Consider the following 19,618-nt stretch of genomic DNA (forward strand, 5'->3'; position numbering starts at 1 on the left):
GCCGAACGGGGGCGGCGCGTCAGTAGTTCCCGCACCCATTCCACCCAGCGGAGACCGCACGTCGGGTACGCGCGGGAGGACAGGCGATACTGACGGCGGCAGTCCCCGACCCGATGGGAGCACGTGTTGGACAAAGTCGTGGCCACCACCCGGGAGGCCGTCGCCGACATCGCCGACGGCTCCGTCCTCGCGGTCGGCGGGTTCGGGCTGTGCGGCGTCCCTGTCGCGCTCATCGATGCGCTGCTCGAGAAGGGCTCCCGCGGACTCACCACGATCTCGAACAACTGCGGCGTCGACGACCAGGCCCTGGGCGTGCTCCTCTACGCCGGCCGGATCGTCCGCACGATCAGCTCGTTCGTCGGGGGCAACAAGGAGCTGGCCCGGCTCTACCTCACCGGTGAGCTGGAGGTCGAGCTCACGCCGCAGGGCACGCTGGCCGAGCGGCTGCGCGCCGGCGGCGCCGGCATCCCCGCCTTCTACACGCCGACCGGTGTCGGGACGATGGTCGCCGAGGGCGGCATCCCGGTCCGCTACGACGCGGAGGGCAACGTCGTGAAGACCAGCGAGCCCAAGGAGGTGCGGGTCTTCGACGGCGAGCAGTACGTCCTCGAGACCGCGTTGACCGCCGACTTCGCGCTGCTCAGGGCCAAGACCGGCGACCGCCACGGCAACCTGGTGTTCCACGAGTCGGCCGGCAACTTCAACGCCCCCGCGGGCATGGCCGGGCGGATCACCATCGCCGAGGTCGAGGAGCTCGTCGAGCCCGGCGGGATCACCCCCGAGCACGTGCACCTGCCCGGGGTGTTCGTCGACCGCGTGGTGGTGGTCGGCGCCGAGGGCAAGAAGATCGAGAAGCGCACGACCCGCCCGCGCACCGACCGTTCCGACACCCCGGCCGGCGCCGGCGAGGAGATCGCAACCGCTGGAGGCACCGCCTGATGGCACTCACCCGCGAGCAGCTGGCCGCCCGGGTCGCACTCGAGCTGGAGGACGGCCAGTACGTCAACCTCGGCATCGGGATGCCCACCCTGGTCCCGAACTACGTGCCCGACGACATCCACGTCGTCCTGCACTCGGAGAACGGCATCCTCGGTGTCGGCCCCTACCCCTACGAGGGCGAGGAGGACCCCGACCTGATCAACGCCGGCAAGGAGACCGTGACGATCCTGCCCGGCGCCAGCTTCTTCGACTCCGCCATGTCGTTCGGGATGATCCGCGGCAAGCACCTCGACGTCGCGGTCCTGGGTGCGATGCAGGTCAACCCCCGCGGCGACCTGGCCAACTGGCTGATCCCCGGCAAGATGGTCAACGGCATGGGCGGCGCGATGGACCTCGTCCACGGCGCCCGCAAGGTGATCATCATGATGGAGCACGTCGCCCGCGACGGGTCGCCCAAACTGCTCGAGGAGTGCACCCTGCCGCTGACCGGCAAGCACTGCGTCGACCGCGTCATCACCGACCTCGCCGTCATCGACGTCGCGCCCGACGGTTTCGTCCTGCGCGAGATCGCGCCCGGGGTGACCGCCGACGAGGTGGTCGCCGCCACCGGCGCCCCGCTCACGATCGCCGACGACCTCCGCGAGATGCCCCTCCCCGCCACCGTCTGAGAAATGCCCTCGTCGCCGAGTGTCGCGTCGTGGTCGTCATCGAGCTCGGATCGCGACCACGACCCGACACTCAACGGCTCAATGCGGTCGCGATGCGGGTGAGGAAAGCCCTGGGTCGACAGAGGTCCTCGGCGGTGACGAAGACGATCGTCCAGCCGGCGGCGCTCGGCCGGTTGAGCCTCCGCCGATCCTTGGCCACCTGCTGCGGGGTCTCGCCGTGCCACCTCCCCTCGTACTCGACGATCACCTCGGCGTGCGGCCACGCGAACGGAAGGACCTCCCTGCGCCCCACCACTCGCCAGCTCGCAGCGGGCCCCTGCAGGGAGGCCACGGTTCGCGTGCAGCAGCAGGCAACCCTCGTCTCCTGCGGTGAACCGGCCAGCCCGTCGGCCAGTGCGACTGCCTGACGGACCTGGCGGCATCCGCGCCCCGACGCCTGCGCCGCAACCTCGCGAACCCGCTGGAGGCGCGTCAGGTCGTCGTCATTCGGCCCGCATGACGACGACGACCCGACAGCCGACTGGGGAGGTCAGAAGGGATAGGCGGGGAGGTCGCCGCGGAGGGTGACCCACTGCGTCTCGGTGAACGCCTCGATGTTGGCCATCGGCCCGCCGTGCCGCGAGCCCGTGCCGGAGGCGCCCACCCCACCGAAGGGCGCGACCGCCTCGTCGTTCACCGTCTGGTCGTTGATGTGCACCAGGCCGGAGGGGATCCGCTCGGCCAGCTGCAGTCCGGCGTAGACGTCCTTCGTCAGGATGCCCAGCGAGAGCCCGTACTCCGTGCCCGCAGCCAGCTCCACCACCTCGTCGAGCGAGGAGAACGGCGTCACCGGGGCGACGGGGCCGAAGATCTCCTCCTGGTAGGCCGGCGCCTCGACCGGCACGTCGCCCAGCACCGTCGGCCGGTAGAACAGACCGTCGTAGGTGCCGCCCGTCCGCAACTGCGCGCCGCCCTCGACGCTGGCGGTGACCAGGCCGTGCACCCGGTCGCGCTGGCCGGCGTCGATCAGCGGGCCGAGCGCCACGTGGTCGCGGAACGGGTCGCCGACCGGCAGCTTCTCCACCTTCTCGGTGAGCACCTGCGTGTACTCCTCGGCGATCGAGGCGTGCACCAGGTGCCGGGAGGTGGCCATGCAGATCTGGCCGGAATGGGCGAACGTGCCCCAGGCGCCGACCGACGCCGCGGCGGTCACGTCGACGTCGCCCAGGACGATCAGCGCGGAGTTGCCGCCGAGCTCGAGGTGGGCGCGCTTGAGGTGCTGACCGGCCAGCGCCCCGACCGCGCGCCCGGCCCGGGTGGACCCCGTGAAGGCGATGACCCGGACGGCGGGCTCGACGACCAGCGCCTCGCCGACGTCCGCCGCGCCCGGCAGCACCTGCAGCACGCCGGCGGGCAGCCCGGCCTCTTCGAAGACCCTCGCGAACATCGCGCCGCCGGAGATCGCCGTCCGCGGGTCGGGCTTGAGGATGACCGCGTTGCCGAGCGCCAGCGCCGGCGCCACGGCCCGGATGGCGAGGATCGTCGGCACGTTGAACGGCGCGATCACGCCCACGACGCCGGCCGGCACCCGGCGGGCGAAGGAGAGCCGCGGGGAACCGGTGCGCAGCAGCTCGCCGTAGGGGTGCGACGGCAGCGCGGAGGCCTCGTAGCACTCCTGGGCACTGGTGTGGACCTGGAAGTCGCCGAACGGCTGGATCGCTCCGGACTCCCGGGCCAGCCACCCCTTGATCTCCTCGGCGTGAGCGGTCAGGACGTCGCCGGCGCGGCGCAGGACCGCGGCCCGCTCCTCGAACGGCAGCGCGGCCCACGCCTTCTGCGCGTCGACCGCACGCACCGCCGCGACGTGCACGTCCTCCGGCGTCGCCCTGCCGACCGCCCCGAGGGTCTCCCCCGTGGCCGGCTCGACCGCGTCGTAGGTGCCGCCGCTGCCGTCGCTCCACGAACCGGTCCAGAGCTTGCCCTGCCAGGCGCCGTCCTCGAGCAGTGCCATGTCGTCGTCCCCTCGTCCGGACCGCGTCGCCGCGATCGATGGGCCGCTGCCGGCCGTCCCGGACAAGGATGCCCGTCCCCGGCGATCAGCGCGGCGCGACGTCCTCCGTGGCCATGCGGCGCAGCTCCGCGCGCTGCACCTTCGCGGAGGCGGTCATCGGCAGGTCGTCGACCACGCGCCAGAGCCGGGGCACCTTGAACGGCGACAGGCCGCTGCGGCAGAACGCGGTCAGGTCCGCCGCGTCCGGGTCCCGTCCGGCAGCGGGGACGACGAACGCGACGACGAGTTCCCCCCACCGCTCGTCGGGCACCCCGACGACGGCGGCCCGGTCGACGTCCGGGTGCCGGACCAGCAGCTCCTCGACCTCGACCGGCGAGACGTTCTCACCACCGGTCTTGATCATGTCCTTGATGCGCCCGACGACCCGGCAGGCACCGTCACGGTCCATCTCCGCCAGGTCGCCGGTGTGCAGCCACCCGTCGGCGTCGATGGCCTCGGCCGTGGCCGCGGGGTCGTCCAGGTAGCCGCGCGTGATGCGCGCCCCGCGGACCCACAGCTCGCCGGGGGTTCCCGGCGGCACCGCCACGCCGTTCCGGCCGGCGATGCGCACGTCGGTCCCGGCCAGCGGCGCCCCGACGGTCTCCCGGCGGATCCGGTCGGGGTCGGTCGGCGCGGTCTGCAGCACCGCGCCACAGGTCTCGGTCATGCCGAAGGTGATCGACAGCCGGGCGCCGAACAGCGACTCGACGCGGTCGACGAACGCCGGGGTGACGGTCATGCCGCCGGTGAAGAGCACCTCCAGCGCGGACAGGTCGGTTCCCGGCAGGTCGACGTGGGAGGCGAGCAGGTCGAGCAGCGTGGGGGCGGCCGACAGGAGGGTTGCCCGGCGGTCGGCCATCGCCCGCAGCACCGGCCCAGGGGCGAAGGGCAGGACGACGTGCTCCGCCTGCGCCCACAGCGCGCCGACCACACCCAGCACGTTGCCCGCGGTGTGGAACAGCGGCATGGGGTTCACCCACACCCGGCCCGCCCGCGGCCCCAGGCGGTCGGCGAAGGCGCGACCGGTGGTGACCATGCCGGAGTGCGTGATCCGGACGCCCTTGGCCCGGCCCGTCGTACCGGAGGTGAACTGCACCTGCGCGAGGCTCTCCGGATCCACCGAGGGCAGTCCGGCGGGCTCGGCGAGCTCGATCGAGTGCCGCCAGTCGTCGCCGCACCGCCGGACCTCCCGCAGCGCGGGAAGTCGGGCGGCGGCCTCGACCGCGAGGTCGGCGACCCGGTTGCCGCCGACGTCGACGGCGGCGAAGAGACACGCCGCACCGGACAGCCGCAGCGCGTGCTCGAGCTCGGCCGGACGCGAGCGGGGATTGATCGGCACGAGGGTCATCCCGGCCAGCGCGACGCCCAGCTGGAGCAGCACCGGCTCGGGACCGTTGCCCAGGCAGGTGGCGATCCGGGAACCGGGCTGGAGGTCCTGGAGCAGACCGCCGGCGACCGCACGGGCGTCGGCGAGCAGCTGCGCCGCCGTCCAGGTCTCGCCGGAGGCCGGAGTGGTCAGCAGCAGCGCCTCCGGTGACTCCCGGGCGGCCCGGTGGAGGACGTCGCCGAGGACGCCCCCCACCGGGCCCGGGACCGGAGCGGCCAGCAGCTCACTGCGCTCCAGGGCCACGGCGGTCAGCCGAAGGTGTAGCTCTGCGCGCTGGGGCCCTCGTAGGTGTCGAGGAGCTCCAGCCCGGCCTCCGCCGTGTCGCTGACCTTGGAGACGTACACCGTCCGGGTCGGGGACTCGCCCACCGTGGAGTAGTCCAGGCCGTCGGGGAGCAGGCCGTCGGTGTCCACGTCGGAGCCTTCGCGCATCGCGGCGACGACGCCCTCGGGCGTCAGGTCACCGGCCTCGCAGGCACCCTCGAGGGAGGTACGCAGGAGCTGTGCCTGCGCATAGGCCAGCGGCACCTCCCACCCGACGGCGCCGTCGGGGTCGGCCTCGGCGTAGAGCTCGTTGGCCGCCTGGACGCCCGGGGCGTCGGAGGCGTAGGGCGCGACGGCGGTGATGCTGTACGCGTTGGCCAGCAGCGCGTCCGCGGCAGGGGTGTTCAGCAGGGCCGGGTTGAACGTCGGGTTCATCCCCACGATCGGGATGTCCGCGCCCTGGGACCCGAGCACGCCGGCCAGCGACGCCAGCTGCCCCGGAGCGGCGGCGAGGATGACGGCGGACGCACCCTCCTGGACGAGCGAGGACGCCTGCGCCGAGAGGTCGGTCGTCGCCGGAGTGATCTCCTGCGGGATCACCGTCAGTCCACGCTCCTCGGCGGCGTGCTCGGCGCCGGCGAGGGCGTCGTTGCCGTAGTCGCCGACGAAGTACACGACGCCGACCGAGTCACCCTCGGCGATACCGAGCTCGTCGACCAGGTAGTCGATCGCGTTCGCACCCTGGATGCTGTAGCTCGCGCCGGGCAGCTGGTTGGACTCGTACTCCAATGCCGTGCTCGCCCAGCCCACCCCGCCGACGTAGAGGCCCTCCTGGTCGGCCAGCGGCAGCACCGCGGCACTGGTGGGTCCACCGAGGACCTGCTGCAGGGCGACCACGTCGGAGGAGATGCTGCGGAACAGGGAGACCGCCTTCTGCGGGTCGTAGGCATGGTCCTGCACCTGCATCTCGACGTCGCGGTCGCAGATCCCGCCGTCGGCGTTGACCTGGTCCCAGTAGGCCTGGAACTCGGTGACCTGCACGGCGGCGCCGGCGGCGAACGGTCCGGACAGGTCGGTCAGCACGCCGATGTTGATGGCGGAGTCGGTCACTCCGTTCCCGGTCTCGACGTCTCCGGAGTCACCGCCGCCGGCGGCCTCCGGCTCCGTGGTGGAGCAGGCGGTGACCGCGAACAAGCAGGCTGCGGCGGCGGCCAGGGCGGGACGGGTCTTCCTCATCGAGCGGTCTCCTTAGACCTGGAGGGGTGGTCCCCGGCCTCGTGGCCGGGGTCGATCGGTGTGGTGGGGCCAGGGGTGTCGTCCGGGGCGCCGGACGCGGTGCCCCTGCCGGTGAGCCGGCGGAAGGCCCCGGCGAGGCCCCCGCGCAGGAAGATCAGGACGGCGATGATGGCGAGCCCGTAGAGCAGCCGTGACGTGGTCGCCGGATCGAGCCCGCCGGAGCCCGGGGCTGCCATGAAGGGCAGCACGTCGCTGTACTGCGTGAGCACGAGCGGGAGCGCGGTGACGAAGAGGGCGCCGACCATGGCACCGCCGACCGAGCCCAGGCCGCCGATCACGATCATGACCAGGAAGTCGACGGACACCGTGAGCGTGAAGACGTCGGGCGCCAGGCGGCCGTACGCGAGGGCGAGCAGGGCCCCCGCGAGCCCGGCGTAGCCGGAGGAGACGACGAACGCCGAGGCCTTGTGCCGGGCGACGGCGATGCCCATGGCGGCGGCCGCGGTCTCGCTGTCACGGACGTTCGCCCACGCCCGCCCGGTCCGGCTGGTCCGCAGGTTGGCGGCCAGCCAGCAGGCCAGCAGCGTGAGGAGCAGGAACAGGTACCAGAGCCGGTGCAGGCCCTCCAGCTCCACCCCGGCGACGGCGAGGTAGTCGGGATCGCGGTTGCTGAAGCTGAAGTTGCCGAGGGTGAACGGCTCCACCGAGCGCCCGTTGAACCCCCCGGTCCAGGAGTCCAGGTTGAGCAGCAGGTGCCGCACCACGAAGACCAGCCCGAGGGTGGCCAGGCCGAGGTAGATGCCCCGCAGCCGGCTGGCGACCGGGGAGAAGATGAACCCGATGAGGGCCGCCATCGCCACGGCGAGGACGAGCCCCACGATCGCCGGCAGGCCGGCACCGGCGAGCGTGGGCGTGGACTCCGATGTCGCCCAGACGTAGACGTAGGCACCGATGGCGGCGAACGCGGCGTGGCCGAGGGACAGCTGACCGGCCACCCCGACCAGCAGGGTCAGGCCCACCGCCCCGACCATGGTGGCCATCACGAAGAGGCCCAGCTGGAGCCAGAAGTCGTCGAGCACCAGGGGCAGCGCCACGGCCACCAGGAGCAGGAGCACTCCGGCGATCCGACGAGGGAGGTCAGACACGGACGGCCTCCTTGCTGCCGAGGAGGCCCTGGGGGCGCACGAGCAGGACGATGATCATCACGAGGTAGGGCACGACCTCGCCGAAGCCGCTGCCGAGGAAGGCCAGTTCGCTCTCGTAGCCGACGGTCAGCGCGGTGACCAGCCCGATGACCAGGCCGCCCAGCACCGCCCCCGGCACCGAGTCGAAGCCGCCGAGCACCCAGGCGGGGATGGCGAGGAAGGCCGACAGCGCCACCGTGGGAGCCACCCCGGGCGACGGGAACGAGGTCAGGAAGATGCCCGCGAGGGCGGCGAGCACCCCGGCCAGCGCCCACCCGGCGGCGCCGGTGCGGGACAGCCGGATGCCCATGAGCGACGCGGTGGGCCCGTCGGCCGCCGCCGCGCGCATCCCGATCCCCAGGCGGGTGCGGGCGAACAGGAACCAGAGGCCGGCGAAGACCACCACGGCCAGGACCGCAGCCAGGACACGGCCGGTCGGGAGGGAGATGCCGCCGATGCGCACCACGTCGGCTCCCCAGGGAGCTCCGAGCGGCAGCACCCGGTTGCCGATCCGGCGGGTCAGCTCGGTGAGCAGCAGGATGTCCACCCCGAGCATCAGGATGGCCGCCGTGCCAGGGTTGGGATCGGCGAGGTTGCGGACCAGGAGGGCGTTGATCAGCACGCCGACGACGGCCGCACCGACGATCCCGACGAGGACGGCCGGCCAGAAGCCGATCGTGGGCTGGGTGACCGCCACGAGGTAGGCACCGAGCAGGACGATCGCGCCGTGCGCGAAGTTCAGCACCCCGGTCGAGGTGAACACCATGGCGAAGCCCGCGGCGATCAGGCTCAGCACCAGCCCGAAGGACAGGCCGTTGAGCACCTGCGTCAGGAAATAGCTCATACGGCTGCCGCTCCCAGGTAGGCACGGAGGACCTCGGGGTCGCGTTGGACCTCGGCCGGGGTGCCCTCGGCGATCTTCTTGCCGAAGTCGAGGACCGTCACCTGCTCGGCGAGACCCATGACGAAGGGCATGTCGTGTTCGACGAGCAGGATCGACAGTCCGAGGTCGCGGCGGACCTGCCGGATGGTCTCGGCCATCTCCTGCGACTCTCCGTGGGTCATGCCCGCGACCGGCTCGTCCAGCAGGAGCAGCGACGGCCGGGCGGCCAGCGCCCGGCCCATCTCCACGCGCTTGCGGTTGCCGTAGGACAGGCTGTGCACGGGCGTACGCAGCAGCGGGGTCAGGCCGAGCAGCTCCGCGATGTCGCGAACGGTCTCCCGGTGGACGCGCTCCTCGCGCCGCGCCCGCGGCGTCCGCACGGCCCCGGACAGCACGCCGGAGCGCATCAGCCGGTGCCGGCCGACGAGCAGGTTGTCCTCGACCGTGTCCTCGAGGGCCAGCGAGATGTTCTGGAAGGTCCGCGCCACGCCGAGCCCGGCGGTGCGGTGTGCGGGCAGCGCGGTGAGGACGTCGTCGCCGTAGGTGACCCGCCCCTCGGTGGCCCGGTAGGCGCCACCGAGCACGTTGATGCAGGTCGACTTGCCGGCCCCGTTCGGGCCGATGAGCGCGTGGACCGTGCCGGGGTCGATCTGGAAGGACACCCCGGACAGGGCAGCGATGCCGCCGAAGCGCACGGTCAGGTCCTCGACGGCGAGCCGTTTGGGCGCCTCGGCCGTCGGGATCGCCGGCTCGGACACCAGCACGTCGACGGGCCGTACCGGGACGGCGACACCGAGGTACCGCTCGCGCACGTCGTCGCTGGCGGCGAGTTCGTCGGCGCTGCCCGAGGCCGTCACGTGGCCGACCTCCAGGACGTAGGCCCGGTCGGCGACGCGCAGGCCCATGACGGCGTTCTGCTCGATCAGCAGGACGGCCGTTCCCTGCCCGTTGATCTGGGTGACGATCTCGCCGATCTGGTCGACCAGCAGCGGGGCCAGTCCCAGGGACGGCTCGTCGAGGAGCAGCAGCTCGGGCGATGTCATCAGGGCCCGGCCCATCGCCAGCATCTGCTGCTGACCGCCGGAGAGCAGCCCGCCGAGCTGGGTGCGCCGCTCGGCCAGCACCGGGAAGAGCTCGAAGACCCGGTCGCGGGCCTCGTTGCGGCGCTTGGCGTCCCGGACCGTGAACCCGCCGGCCTGGAGGTTCTCCTCGACGGTCAGGTCACGGAACACCCGTCGCCCCTCGGGCACCTGCATCAGGCCCCGCCGGACGACCTCCGATGCGTCCATCCCGGCCAGGTCGACACCCTTGTAGCGGATCGTCCCCCCCGTGACCGAGCCACCGTAGGAGCCCAGCGCGCGGGAGATGGCCCGCAGGAGCGACGTCTTCCCGGCACCGTTGGAGCCCAGGACGGCGACGACCGAACCGGCTCCGACCTCCAGCGAGACGTCCCGAAGGGCCTGGACGGCGCCGTCGTAGGAGACATCGAGGTGCTCCACGCTCAGCAGCGGTGCTGTCATCGGCGTCCTTCCGGCTGGCCGGTCAACCCCAGCGAGGTGGCCCATGGTGTTCCAGGTCACGCAAAAGCTAGAGTGACTACGAACGTCCGTCAAGGAGATGTCTAACTTTTGACGGTGGATCGTGACGTCGATGAGACCGGGAACAGGAGGGAGCGGTAGATGAGCGCGGTACCGGTCGTCGAGGACGATGCGCAGCCCGGGCCGGCCGCCCACCGGCCCCAGTCCCTCCTTCTCAGCTTCCTGGGCGCGGTGGTCCTCGACTCCGAGCTGCCCCCACTGCCCTCGATGACCCTGCTGGACCTGCTGGCCGACCTCGGCGTCACCGAGGCGGCGGCTCGGGCGACCCTCAAGCGCATGACCCAGCGCGGCCTGTTCTCGCGCGGTCAGGTCGGGAGGACGGCGGAGTACGCGCTCACCCCGCTCGCCGAGGAGGTGCTGCGCGAGGCCCGTGAGCGGGTGGCGTCAGCGGCGCCGTTCGAGCACCCCGCGGGCGAGTGGACGCTGCTCAGCTATTCGGTGCCCGAGAGCCGGCGCGACCTGCGGCACCGGGTGCGGGCTCGGCTCACCTGGGCCGGTTTCGGTGGCCTGCGGGACGGCCTGTGGATCGCTCCGGGCACCGTCGACGTCACGGCCGTGCTGGGCCGGTCCGACCTGGTCGAGGTCGCGCAACTGGCCGACGCGTTCGCCGCCCGGGCCCTCCCGGGCACCGACCTCGACCGGCTGGTGCACCGGGCCTGGGACGTGCCGGCCGTCCGCGCGGCGCACACGTGGTTCATCGAGACCTGGAGCCGCCCGCCGCGGGTGTCGGGCTCGCTCGCCCAGCTGACGCTGCTGGGTGCGGACTGGTTGTCCCTGCTGCGGACCGATCCCGGTCTGCCTGCAGCTCAGCTGGGCGCGGACTGGCCGGCGCCCACCAGCAGTGCCGTCTACCGACGGGTGTTCGACGGCCTGGAACCGGCTGCCCGGGCGGCACTCGAGCGCAGCCTCCGCGCGAGCGGCCGCCTCCCCTGAGGCCTCCCCCAGGGGCCCGCCGCTAGGTACGGGTGGTGGGGAGGAGGTGGCCCTTCTTCAGCCGGTAGCGCTCCAGATCCGGGTCAGCATGTCGCGGAGCCTGTCCCTCTCGGTGTCCCCCAGCAGGCTGAGCGGTCCTTCGACGGCGGCGTCGGCGTCCTCACCAGCGGCCTTCCGGACACGGCGCCCCTCGGACGTGGCGACCACCAGCCGGGTCCGCCGGTCGCCCTCCGGGGCCTGGCGCTCGACCAGTCCGGCGGCGGCCAGTTCGTCGACGAGGAGGACCACCTGCGAGGGATCCAACCCGAGCACCGTGGCCAGCTCACGCTGACTCAGCCCGCTCTCGGACTCACAGGCCAGCACCAGGACCGAGTAGTGCCGCACCCGCAGCCCGTGCTCGGCCAGGGCGGCGTTCGTCGCCCGCACGACCTGTCCGCTGGCGCGGGAGAGCAGGAAACCCAAGTCGTCGGCCAGGGGCTGTTCCATGGACACCTCCATCGTTGACAACCTCAACGATACCCGCCTACGTTGCCCGCACCACCCCCGCCTTGATGAGGAGCAGCCGTGGACCTGACCGGCAAGGTCGCCGTCGTCACCGGATCCGGGCGGGGCCTCGGCCTCGCCTACGCCACCGAACTGGCCCGCTCGGGCGCCGCCGTCGTCATCAACGACGTCGACCCCGAGGTCGCCGACGCCGCGGTGAAGACGATCACCGACGCCGGCGGCAGCGCCGTCGCCGAGGTGGTCGCCGTGGGGTCGAGCGAGGCCGCCCAGGCACTGGTCGACCGTGCCGCGAACGAGTTCGGGCGGCTCGACATCCTCGTCAACAACGCCGGCATCCTGCGCGACTCGACCCTCTGGAAGATGACCGACGAGCAGTTCGACGCGGTCGTCGCCACGCACCTGCGCGGCACGTTCACCTGCACCCGGGCCGCCGCGATCAAGCTCCGCGAGCAGGGCGAGGGCGGCCGGATCATCTGCGTCGGCTCCCCCACCGGCCAGGTCGGCAACTTCGGGCAGACCAACTACGCCGCGGCCAAGGCCGGGATCGTCGGCATGGTCCGCACCTGGGCGATGGAGCTGGCCCGGGCCGAGATCACGGTCAACGCGATCGTCCCCGTCGCCGCGACCGGGATGACCGAGACAGTGCCCTTCCTCAAGCCCTACGTGGACGCGCTGCAGGCCGGCGAACCGCTGCCCCCGTACGCCCGCCGGGAACTGGCCTTCGGTCCCCCCGAGGACGCCGCCGGACTGGTCGCCTTCCTCGCCTCCGACGCCGCCGCGGGCATCACCGGCCAGGCCATCGGGATCGGGGGCGACCGCCTCGCCCTGTGGTCCCACCCGACCGAGGCCGTGGTCGAGTTCGCCGACGGCACCGGCTGGTCGGCCGACGCCATCGCCGGCATCTGGCCCGACCGCTTCGCGCCGTCCCAGCAGACCGTCGGCCAGCAGTTCCCGGAGCCGCCGAAATGAGCCTCCGACTGGACCTCGACGCACTCGTGGCCATCGACGTGCACACCCACGTGCACGCCGACACGCACGGGCACATGGCCCTGGACGACGAGCTGTCCGCGGCCGCCTCGAAGTACTTCAAGGGCGACCCGTACGACCCGACGGTGCCCGACATCGCGGCGGACTACCGGGCCAAGAACATGGCCGCCGTGGTGTTCAGCGTCGACACCGAGATGGCCACCGGCCAGCCCGCGCTCTCCAACGAGGAGATCGCCGACCTGGCCGCGGAACACCCCGACGTGCTCATCCCCTTCGGCTCGGTCGACCCCGCTCGCGGCCTGTCCGGCATCCGGCTGGCCCGCAAGCTCGTGGAGTCGCACGGGGTCCGCGGCTTCAAGTTCCACCCGTCGATCCAGGCCTTCGAGCCCAACGACCGGTCGGTCTACCCGCTCTTCGAGGAGATCCAGAGCCTCGGCGTGCCGGCGCTGTTCCACACCGGCCAGACCGGCATCGGCGCGGGCCTCCCGGGGGGGCGCGGCATCAAGCTGCGGTACTCCGACCCGATGCTGCTCGACGACGTCGCCGCCGACTTCCCCGGCCTGACGATCATCATGGCGCACCCCTCGGTGCCCTGGCAGGACGCCGCCATCTCGGTGGCCACCCACAAGGCCAACGTCTACATCGACCTGTCCGGCTGGTCGCCCAAGTACTTCCCGCCGCAGCTGGTCAAGGCCGCCAACGGGCTGCTGAAGCACAAGGTGCTCTTCGGGTCGGACTACCCGCTGCTGCGCCCCGAGCGCTGGATCGCCGACTTCGAGCAGCTGGACATCAAGCCCGAGGTGAAGCCGCTCATCATGAAGGAGAACGCGATCAAGGCACTGGGGCTGCGATGAGGAACGCAGGCCTGGGCTCGTGGCCCGAGCGCCGGCTCCGGATCTCCCCGCACCGGCCGGCCATCTGGTTCGAGGGGACGACGACGACCCACGGTGAGTTCGCCCACCGGGTCCGCCGGGCGGCCGCCGCGCTGAGCGCCCTCGGCGTCCAGCGCGGGGACCGGGTCGCCTGGCTCGGAGCCAACCACCCCGCCGCGCTGGAGACCCTGTACGCGTGCGGTCAGCTCGGTGCGATCTGGGTGCCGGTGAACGCCCGGTTCACTGCTCCCGAGGCGCGGTACGTGCTCGAGCACGCCGGGGCGAGCCTCGTCGTCCACGGGCGGGAGCACGGCACGACGGCCGACGCCCTGCGGGCGGAGCTGCCGGCGGTCCGCGAGTGGATGGCCGCCGAGACCCCGCTCGCCGGCGGCCGCGACTCCCTCGACTGGCAGCAGCTCCTCGCCGAGGCCGAGCCGGTGCTCCGCGACGAGCCGGTCAGCCTCGACGACCCGTGCCTGATCATGTACACGTCGGGCACCACCGGCCGGCCCAAGGGCGCCGTCCTGACCCACGGCAACATGACCTGGTCGTGCCTCAACCAGATCCTCGGGTTCGACTTCACGCCCGACGAGCGCACCCTCGGGCTGGCGCCGCTGTTCCACATCGGCGGGCTGAACGGCACGCTCAACCCGACGCTGCTGCGGGGCGGCTGCGTCGTCCTCGTCCGCGGCTTCGACCCGCCGGCCACGCTCGCGGTCATCGCCGAGCAGCGGGTGACGTCGTTCTTCGCCGTCCCGACCATGCTCGACGCGCTCAGCCGCCAGCCGGACTTCGACAGCCTCGACCTGTCCGCGCTGCGCACCATCGGCGCCGCCGGCGCACCGCTCCCCCTCCCCCTGCTGCACACCTGGCTCAACCGGGGGATCACCGTGCAGCAGGCCTACGGGATGACCGAGTCCGCCCCCGCCGGCACCGCGCTGGACAGCGCCGACGCCGTGGCCAAGGTCGGGTCGGCCGGGAAGTCGCAGTTCTTCGTCGACGTCCGCGTCGTCCGCCCCGACGGCACCGAGTGCGAACCGGGCGAGATCGGCGAGGTCGTCCTGTCCGGGCCCAACATCATGGCCGGCTACTGGAACGCCCCCGAGGCCACCGAGGCGGCGATCGTCGACGGCTGGTACCACTCGGGGGATGCCGGCTCGACCGACGAGGACGGCTACCTCTACATCCGCGACCGCTACAAGGACATGATCATCTCCGGCGGCGAGAACGTGTACCCGGCCGAGATCGAGTCCGCGCTGCTGGAGTTCCCCGAGGTCGTCGAGGTCGCGGTCATCGGCGTGCCCGACCCGACGTGGGGCGAGGTCGGCATGGCCGTGATCGTCCCGGCGCCCGGCCGGGAGCCCGACCCCGAGGCGATCCGGACCCGGCTCCGGACCCGGCTCGCCGGGTTCAAGGTGCCCAAGTACGTGGAGTTCGCCGACGAGCTGCCGAAGACCGCCACCGGCAAGATCCGCAAGCCCGACCTGCGCCACCGCTACGTCCCGACCGAGGAGACCACCGCATGAGCACCACCACGACCATGGCCGAACTGCCTGCCCTCAAGGGCACGGAGCTCGGCACCAGCGAGTGGGTCGAGGTCACCCAGGACCGGGTGAACCTCTTCGCCGACGCCACCGGTGACCACCAGTGGATCCACGTCGACGTCGACCGGGCGAAGGCCGAGAGCCCCTTCGGCGGGCCGATCGGTCACGGGTACCTGACCCTGTCGCTGCTCATCCCGATGTGGTCGGAGGTGCTCGCCGTCAGCGACGCGACGATGGCCGTGAACTACGGGCTGAACAAGGTGCGCTTCCCCTCCCCCGTGCCGGTCGGCTCCAAGCTCCGCCTCACCGCGACGCTCACGGACGTCGAGGAGGTCGCCGGCGGCCTGCAGGTCACGGTGGCCGCCGTGATCGAGGCCGACGGTGCCGCCAAGCCGGTCTGCATCGCCGAGCCGGTGTTCCGCTTCTACGGCTGACGGGCGCGACGTGCCGGTGCCACCTGGGGTTGCGCCGGATCCGGGCCTTCCTCCGTCATCGTGGAGCCGTGTGCCGACTGCTGGGCTGGACCACCCGGACATCCACGACCCTGAGCGACCTCCTCGGCGAGGACGACCTCGCCGACTTCACGGCGCTGTCCGTCAAGCACGGTGACGGCTGGGGAGTCGCCCGCAGCACCCTTCGGCGGGTGGTCGTCCGGAAGCGCGCCGACGCCGCGCGGACCAGCGACGAGTTCGCCCGCTGGGCGCGCCGGCGCCGCACCGACTCGGGCATCGCGCACCTGCGCTGGGCCACGCTCGGGCTGGGCATCGGCCCGGACAACACGCACCCCTTCACCGACGGACGCGTGGCCTTCGCGCACAACGGCTCGATCCGGCCGCCGGCCGCTCTCGACGAGCTGCTGACCCAGCGGTCGCAGCGGCAGCGCCGCGGCACGACCGACAGCGAGCGCTACTTCCTCGCGGTCGCCCAACGGCTGCGCGACGGCGCCGGTCCGGCCGAGGCCCTGCGGACGACGGCGGACGAGATCGCGGCCACGACGCCGTTCACCAGCCTCAACTGCCTGCTGCTGACCCCCGACGAGCTGTACGCCTTCTGCCGGTTCGACCCCGACGGCCCGCTCGAGGACGACGACCCGGAGTACTACACGCTGCGGTACCGGGTGAGCGACGACGCCGTCGTCGTCTCCTCCAGCGGCTGGGGCCGCGACTGGCAGGAGCTCGGCAACGGCGACCTGCTCGTCGTCCGCCGCCGGACGCTGGAGACGACGGTGGCCGCAGCGGCCGAGTTGGGCATGACCGCCTGAACCCGGGGTCGCCCCCCGTTCCCGCCTGCGGGAAGGTGGACGGGTGGGGATCAGCGAGAGCCCGGAGTGGCAGGCACTGTCGGAGCACCACCGCGAGGTGAGCGGGGTCCACCTCCGCGACCTGTTCGCCGAGGACCCGGGCCGCGGCGAGGAGCTGACCTGCCGCGCCGGCGACCTGTACCTCGACTACTCCAAGAACCGGCTGACCCGCGAGACGGTCCGGCTGCTCGTGGCGGTGGCCGAGCGGGCCGGGCTCCGCGAGCGCACCGACGCCATGGTCCGTGGCGAGCACATCAACGTCACCGAGGACCGCGCCGTGCTCCACGTGGCGCTGCGCGATCCCCGCACCGGCGGCCTCGAGGTCGACGGGCAGGAGGTGCGGCGCGACGTCCAGGAGGTACTGCGGCGGATGGCCGACTTCGCCGACCGCGTGCGCGGCGGCGAGTGGACCGGGCACACCGGCGAGCGGATCCGGGCCGTGGTGAACATCGGCATCGGCGGCTCCGACCTCGGGCCGGCCATGGCATACCTGGCGCTGCGCGACTACTCCGACCGCGCACTGACCTTCCGCTTCGTCTCCAACATCGACCCCACCGACCTGGCCGAGGCCACTCGGGACCTCGATCCGGCCAGCACGCTGTTCATCGTCGCGTCGAAGACGTTCACCACGCAGGAGACGCTGACCAACGCCACGGAGGCCCGCCGCTGGCTCGTCGAGGGCCTCGGCGGGGACGAGAAGGCGGTCGCCAGGCACTTCGTCGCGGTCTCGACCAACGCGGAGAAGGTCGCCGCGTTCGGCATCGACACCGACAACATGTTCGGCTTCTGGGACTGGGTCGGCGGCCGGTACTCCTTCACGTCGGCGATCGGGCTGTCGCTCATGGTCGCGATCGGCCCGGCGCACTACCGGGAGCTGCTCGACGGGTTCCACACCATGGACGAGCACTTCCGGACGGCGCCGTACGAGGAGAACCTGCCGGCGCTGCTCGGGCTCATCTCCCTCTGGTACATCGACTTCTTCGGCGCGCAGACCTCCGCCGTCCTGCCGTACGCGCAGTACCTCGCCCGCTTCCCCGCCTACCTGCAGCAGCTGTGCATGGAGTCCAACGGAAAGTCGGTGACCCTGGACGGCGGCCGGGTCGACGTCGCGACCGGCGAGATCGTGTGGGGCGAGCCGGGTACCAACGGCCAGCACGCCTTCTACCAGCTGCTGCACCAGGGCACGGTGCTCGTGCCGGCCGACTTCATCGCCTTCGCGCAGCCCAACCACGACCTGGACGGGATGCACGACCTGTTCATGGCGAACTTCCTCGCCCAGCCGCGGGCGCTGGCCTTCGGCCGCACCGCCGAGGAGGTCGCCGCCGAGGGGACGCCGCCGGACGTCGTCCCGCACAAGGTGATGCCGGGCAACCACCCCTCCAACGCGATCGTCGCGCCGAAGCTGACCCCCGCAGTGCTCGGCCAGCTGGTCGCCGCCTACGAGCACCGCGTCTTCACCCAGGGCGTCGTCTGGGGCATCAACCCGTTCGACCAGTGGGGCGTCGAGCTCGGCAAGGTCATGGCCAACCAGCTCGCCCCGAAGCTGCAGAGCGCGTCCCCGCCGGAGTACGACTCCGACTCCTCGACCAACGCGTTGGTGAAGCTGCTCCGCGAGGGCCGCGGCCGGCCGGCCTGACGGTCGGCCCGGTCCGACGTCACTCGAAGACGACGGTCCGGTTCCCCTTGATGATGACGCGGTTCTCGGTGTGCCAGCGCACCGCGTGCGCGAGGGCCCGGGTCTCCGCCTCGCGGCCCCGGGCGGCGAGCTGCTCGGGGCTCAGCGAGTGGTCGACGCGCAACATCTCCTGCTCGATGATCGGTCCCTCGTCCAGATCCGCGGTGACGTAGTGCGCGGTCGCGCCGATGAACTTGACACCGCGGGCGTGCGCCTGGTGGTACGGGCGGGCCCCCTTGAAGCTCGGCAGCATCGAGTGGTGGATGTTGATCGCCCGGCCCTCGAGCTCCCTGCACAGGCCGTCGGAGAGGATCTGCATGTAGCGGGCCAGCACCACCAGGTCGACCCGCTCCTCCCGCACGATGTCGAGGAGCGCCGCCTCCGCCTCGGGCTTGGTCTCGCGGGTGACCGGGATGTGCCGGAAGGGCACGCCGTAGAAGTCGGCGATGCCCTTCAGGGTCGGGTGGTTGGACACGATGGCGACCACGTCGAGGTTGAGCTCGCCGACCGAGTTGCGGAAGAGCAGGTCGTTGAGGCAGTGCGCGTACTGGCTGACCATGATGAGCACGCGCTGCCGCTCGGCGGCGTCGGCCATCCGCCAGGACATCTGGAACCGCTGGGCGATCGGCTCGAAGGCCTGGCACAGACGGGCGAAGTCCAGCGGGGCACCGTCGGCGTGCGCGAACTCGACACGCATGTAGAACATGCCGCTCACGAGGCTGTCGAACTGGTGGCTCTCCACGATGGTGCACTGCTCCTCGACGAGCAGTCCGGACACCGCGTGCACGATCCCGGGGGCATCCTTGCAGGACAGCACCAGGACCCCGTGCTGAGCGTCGGCGGGCCGCGTCATCGCGCTCCTCCTATCGGTCGGTCGGCGAGGCCGCGTGGCCGGCCGCACCCGGAGTCGTTCCCGCTGGACTCCGTGGAGAACCATGGAGCCGGGCGTCGGGATCGTGCCGAGCCTAGGGATCGGAGCGCCTGCGCGGGATGCCGCAGATGACGCCTCCCGAACGGCACGAGGTGTCGGCCCCGGCCGCGACAATCGACGTAGGCGGGCACCGGTCGCAGGGCCGGGTTTTCGCCACCTCCGGCGGGGGAACCGTCGCGGCAGCACGACGAGAGGAACCCGCGATGACCGTGAGCCCGCAGCAGATCAAGGTCCGCAAGGTCACTCACTGGCAGCCGACGTTCACCCACCGGGAATCCGGCCAGGACGGGCTGTACACCTTCCAGCTCATCCTGGACAACGGTGCTGACGAGCACATCCTGGGGGTGACGGCCGAGGACGCCGACAACCTGTTCGACTGGCTGCACGCGAGCAGCGACGTCTACTACGACCTCGAGCGACGCGTGCTCATGTTCGGCACCCGGGCGGTCGGCGACTAGTCCCGGTTGCCCCTCATCTGCAGGCCGGACAGGCTGTTGTCCGGCCGCGCTGCCGCACGGCACGGGCCGCCCGTGATCACCTGGAGGACGAGTGGCTGCGATGTACGCGAGGTCGACGACGATCCACGGCGAGGCGTCATCGGTCCCCGAGGCGACCTCGTACGTCCGCGACGAGGTCATGCCCACCGTCCGGTCCATGGAGGGCTGCGTCGGCCTGTCGATGCTCG

General features: G+C 72.1%; 19 protein-coding genes and 1 pseudogene. 10 read left to right on the forward strand and 10 right to left on the reverse strand.

The window, feature by feature from the left end; genetic code table 11:
• The first annotated feature begins 123 nt into the window (after window positions 1-123).
• Entirely contained in the window at window positions 124-939 is an 816-nt protein-coding gene (locus E4P40_RS06545) for a CoA transferase subunit A (RefSeq protein WP_167762130.1), read from the forward strand.
• Entirely contained in the window at window positions 939-1,607 is a 669-nt protein-coding gene (locus tag E4P40_RS06550) for a CoA transferase subunit B (RefSeq protein WP_135158063.1), read from the forward strand. The genes E4P40_RS06545 and E4P40_RS06550 overlap by 1 nt, the downstream gene beginning before the upstream one ends.
• 70 nt (window positions 1,608-1,677) lie before the next feature.
• Here the strand turns inward: E4P40_RS06550 and E4P40_RS06555 are convergent, their stop codons facing one another.
• From E4P40_RS06555 to E4P40_RS29515, 8 genes and pseudogenes are all read right to left on the reverse strand, one after another.
• Window positions 1,678-1,899, reverse strand: coding sequence for a hypothetical protein (locus E4P40_RS06555; protein ID WP_135158062.1), 222 nt, complete (start codon window positions 1,897-1,899; stop codon window positions 1,678-1,680).
• Window positions 1,900-2,136: 237 nt separating this feature from the next.
• Entirely contained in the window at window positions 2,137-3,597 is a 1,461-nt protein-coding gene (locus E4P40_RS06560) for a benzaldehyde dehydrogenase (protein WP_135158061.1), read from the reverse strand.
• Window positions 3,598-3,682: 85 nt separating this feature from the next.
• The gene (locus E4P40_RS06565) at window positions 3,683-5,266 is read right to left on the reverse strand and encodes a class I adenylate-forming enzyme family protein (protein WP_135158060.1); all 1,584 of its coding nucleotides are present in this window, start codon (window positions 5,264-5,266) and stop codon (window positions 3,683-3,685) included.
• Between the two features lie 5 nt (window positions 5,267-5,271).
• Window positions 5,272-6,522, reverse strand: a complete 1,251-nt coding sequence (locus E4P40_RS06570; protein ID WP_135158059.1) for an ABC transporter substrate-binding protein — start codon at window positions 6,520-6,522, stop codon at window positions 5,272-5,274.
• Window positions 6,519-7,667, reverse strand: coding sequence for a branched-chain amino acid ABC transporter permease (locus tag E4P40_RS06575; RefSeq protein WP_135158058.1), 1,149 nt, complete (start codon window positions 7,665-7,667; stop codon window positions 6,519-6,521). The genes E4P40_RS06570 and E4P40_RS06575 overlap by 4 nt, the downstream gene beginning before the upstream one ends.
• Window positions 7,660-8,550 carry a branched-chain amino acid ABC transporter permease gene (locus E4P40_RS06580; protein WP_135158057.1) on the reverse strand — a complete coding sequence of 297 codons (891 nt, stop codon included), beginning with the start codon at window positions 8,548-8,550 and terminating at the stop codon, window positions 7,660-7,662. The genes E4P40_RS06575 and E4P40_RS06580 overlap by 8 nt, the downstream gene beginning before the upstream one ends.
• Window positions 8,547-9,401, reverse strand: a complete 855-nt coding sequence (locus E4P40_RS29510) for an ABC transporter ATP-binding protein (protein ID WP_348519638.1) — start codon at window positions 9,399-9,401, stop codon at window positions 8,547-8,549. Before E4P40_RS29510 ends, E4P40_RS06580 begins: the two co-directional genes overlap by 4 nt.
• Window positions 9,381-10,097, reverse strand: a pseudogene (locus E4P40_RS29515) (ABC transporter ATP-binding protein); the annotation flags it as partial. The gene E4P40_RS29510 and the pseudogene E4P40_RS29515, both read right to left, overlap by 21 nt.
• A gap of 171 nt (window positions 10,098-10,268) precedes the next feature.
• Between E4P40_RS29515 and E4P40_RS06590 the strand changes: the two are divergent.
• On the forward strand, window positions 10,269-11,120 hold the full coding sequence (locus E4P40_RS06590; RefSeq protein WP_135158055.1) for a PaaX family transcriptional regulator C-terminal domain-containing protein: 852 nt from the start codon (window positions 10,269-10,271) through the stop codon (window positions 11,118-11,120).
• Between the two features lie 57 nt (window positions 11,121-11,177).
• On the opposite strand, the gene E4P40_RS06595 is transcribed toward E4P40_RS06590, so the two are convergent.
• Window positions 11,178-11,606 (reverse strand): MarR family winged helix-turn-helix transcriptional regulator, encoded by a 429-nt coding sequence (locus E4P40_RS06595; protein WP_209305209.1) that lies wholly within the window; start codon window positions 11,604-11,606, stop codon window positions 11,178-11,180.
• Between the two features lie 78 nt (window positions 11,607-11,684).
• Here E4P40_RS06595 and E4P40_RS06600 point away from each other — a divergent pair, with 78 nt between their 5' ends.
• The 6 genes from E4P40_RS06600 to pgi all read left to right on the forward strand — a co-directional run bounded on the left by E4P40_RS06600 (window position 11,685) and on the right by pgi (window position 17,963).
• Window positions 11,685-12,593 (forward strand): SDR family NAD(P)-dependent oxidoreductase, encoded by a 909-nt coding sequence (locus tag E4P40_RS06600; protein ID WP_135158053.1) that lies wholly within the window; start codon window positions 11,685-11,687, stop codon window positions 12,591-12,593.
• An 8-nt stretch (window positions 12,594-12,601) separates the two neighbouring features.
• Window positions 12,602-13,465: an amidohydrolase family protein gene (locus tag E4P40_RS06605; RefSeq protein WP_280790579.1), complete on the forward strand. Its 864-nt coding sequence runs from the start codon at window positions 12,602-12,604 to the stop codon at window positions 13,463-13,465.
• Window positions 13,462-15,009: a long-chain fatty acid--CoA ligase gene (locus E4P40_RS06610; protein ID WP_135158051.1), complete on the forward strand. Its 1,548-nt coding sequence runs from the start codon at window positions 13,462-13,464 to the stop codon at window positions 15,007-15,009. Before E4P40_RS06605 ends, E4P40_RS06610 begins: the two co-directional genes overlap by 4 nt.
• Window positions 15,006-15,461 (forward strand): MaoC family dehydratase, encoded by a 456-nt coding sequence (locus E4P40_RS06615; RefSeq protein ID WP_135158050.1) that lies wholly within the window; start codon window positions 15,006-15,008, stop codon window positions 15,459-15,461. Before E4P40_RS06610 ends, E4P40_RS06615 begins: the two co-directional genes overlap by 4 nt.
• Window positions 15,462-15,529: 68 nt before the next feature.
• Window positions 15,530-16,288, forward strand: coding sequence for a class II glutamine amidotransferase (locus E4P40_RS06620; RefSeq protein WP_167762129.1), 759 nt, complete (start codon window positions 15,530-15,532; stop codon window positions 16,286-16,288).
• Between the two features lie 43 nt (window positions 16,289-16,331).
• Window positions 16,332-17,963 carry a glucose-6-phosphate isomerase gene (pgi, locus tag E4P40_RS06625; RefSeq protein ID WP_135158048.1) on the forward strand — a complete coding sequence of 544 codons (1,632 nt, stop codon included), beginning with the start codon at window positions 16,332-16,334 and terminating at the stop codon, window positions 17,961-17,963.
• 19 nt (window positions 17,964-17,982) lie between these two features.
• Here pgi and purU read toward each other — a convergent pair whose 3' ends face one another.
• Window positions 17,983-18,855, reverse strand: coding sequence for a formyltetrahydrofolate deformylase (gene purU / locus E4P40_RS06630; protein ID WP_135158047.1), 873 nt, complete (start codon window positions 18,853-18,855; stop codon window positions 17,983-17,985).
• 281 nt (window positions 18,856-19,136) lie between these two features.
• On the opposite strand from purU, the gene E4P40_RS06635 reads away from it, so the two are divergent.
• A complete protein-coding gene (locus E4P40_RS06635; RefSeq protein ID WP_135158046.1) occupies window positions 19,137-19,391 on the forward strand; it encodes a hypothetical protein in 255 nt (84 codons plus the stop codon).
• Window positions 19,392-19,618: the final 227 nt, after the last annotated feature.

The organism is Blastococcus sp. CT_GayMR20, from assembly GCF_004570345.1.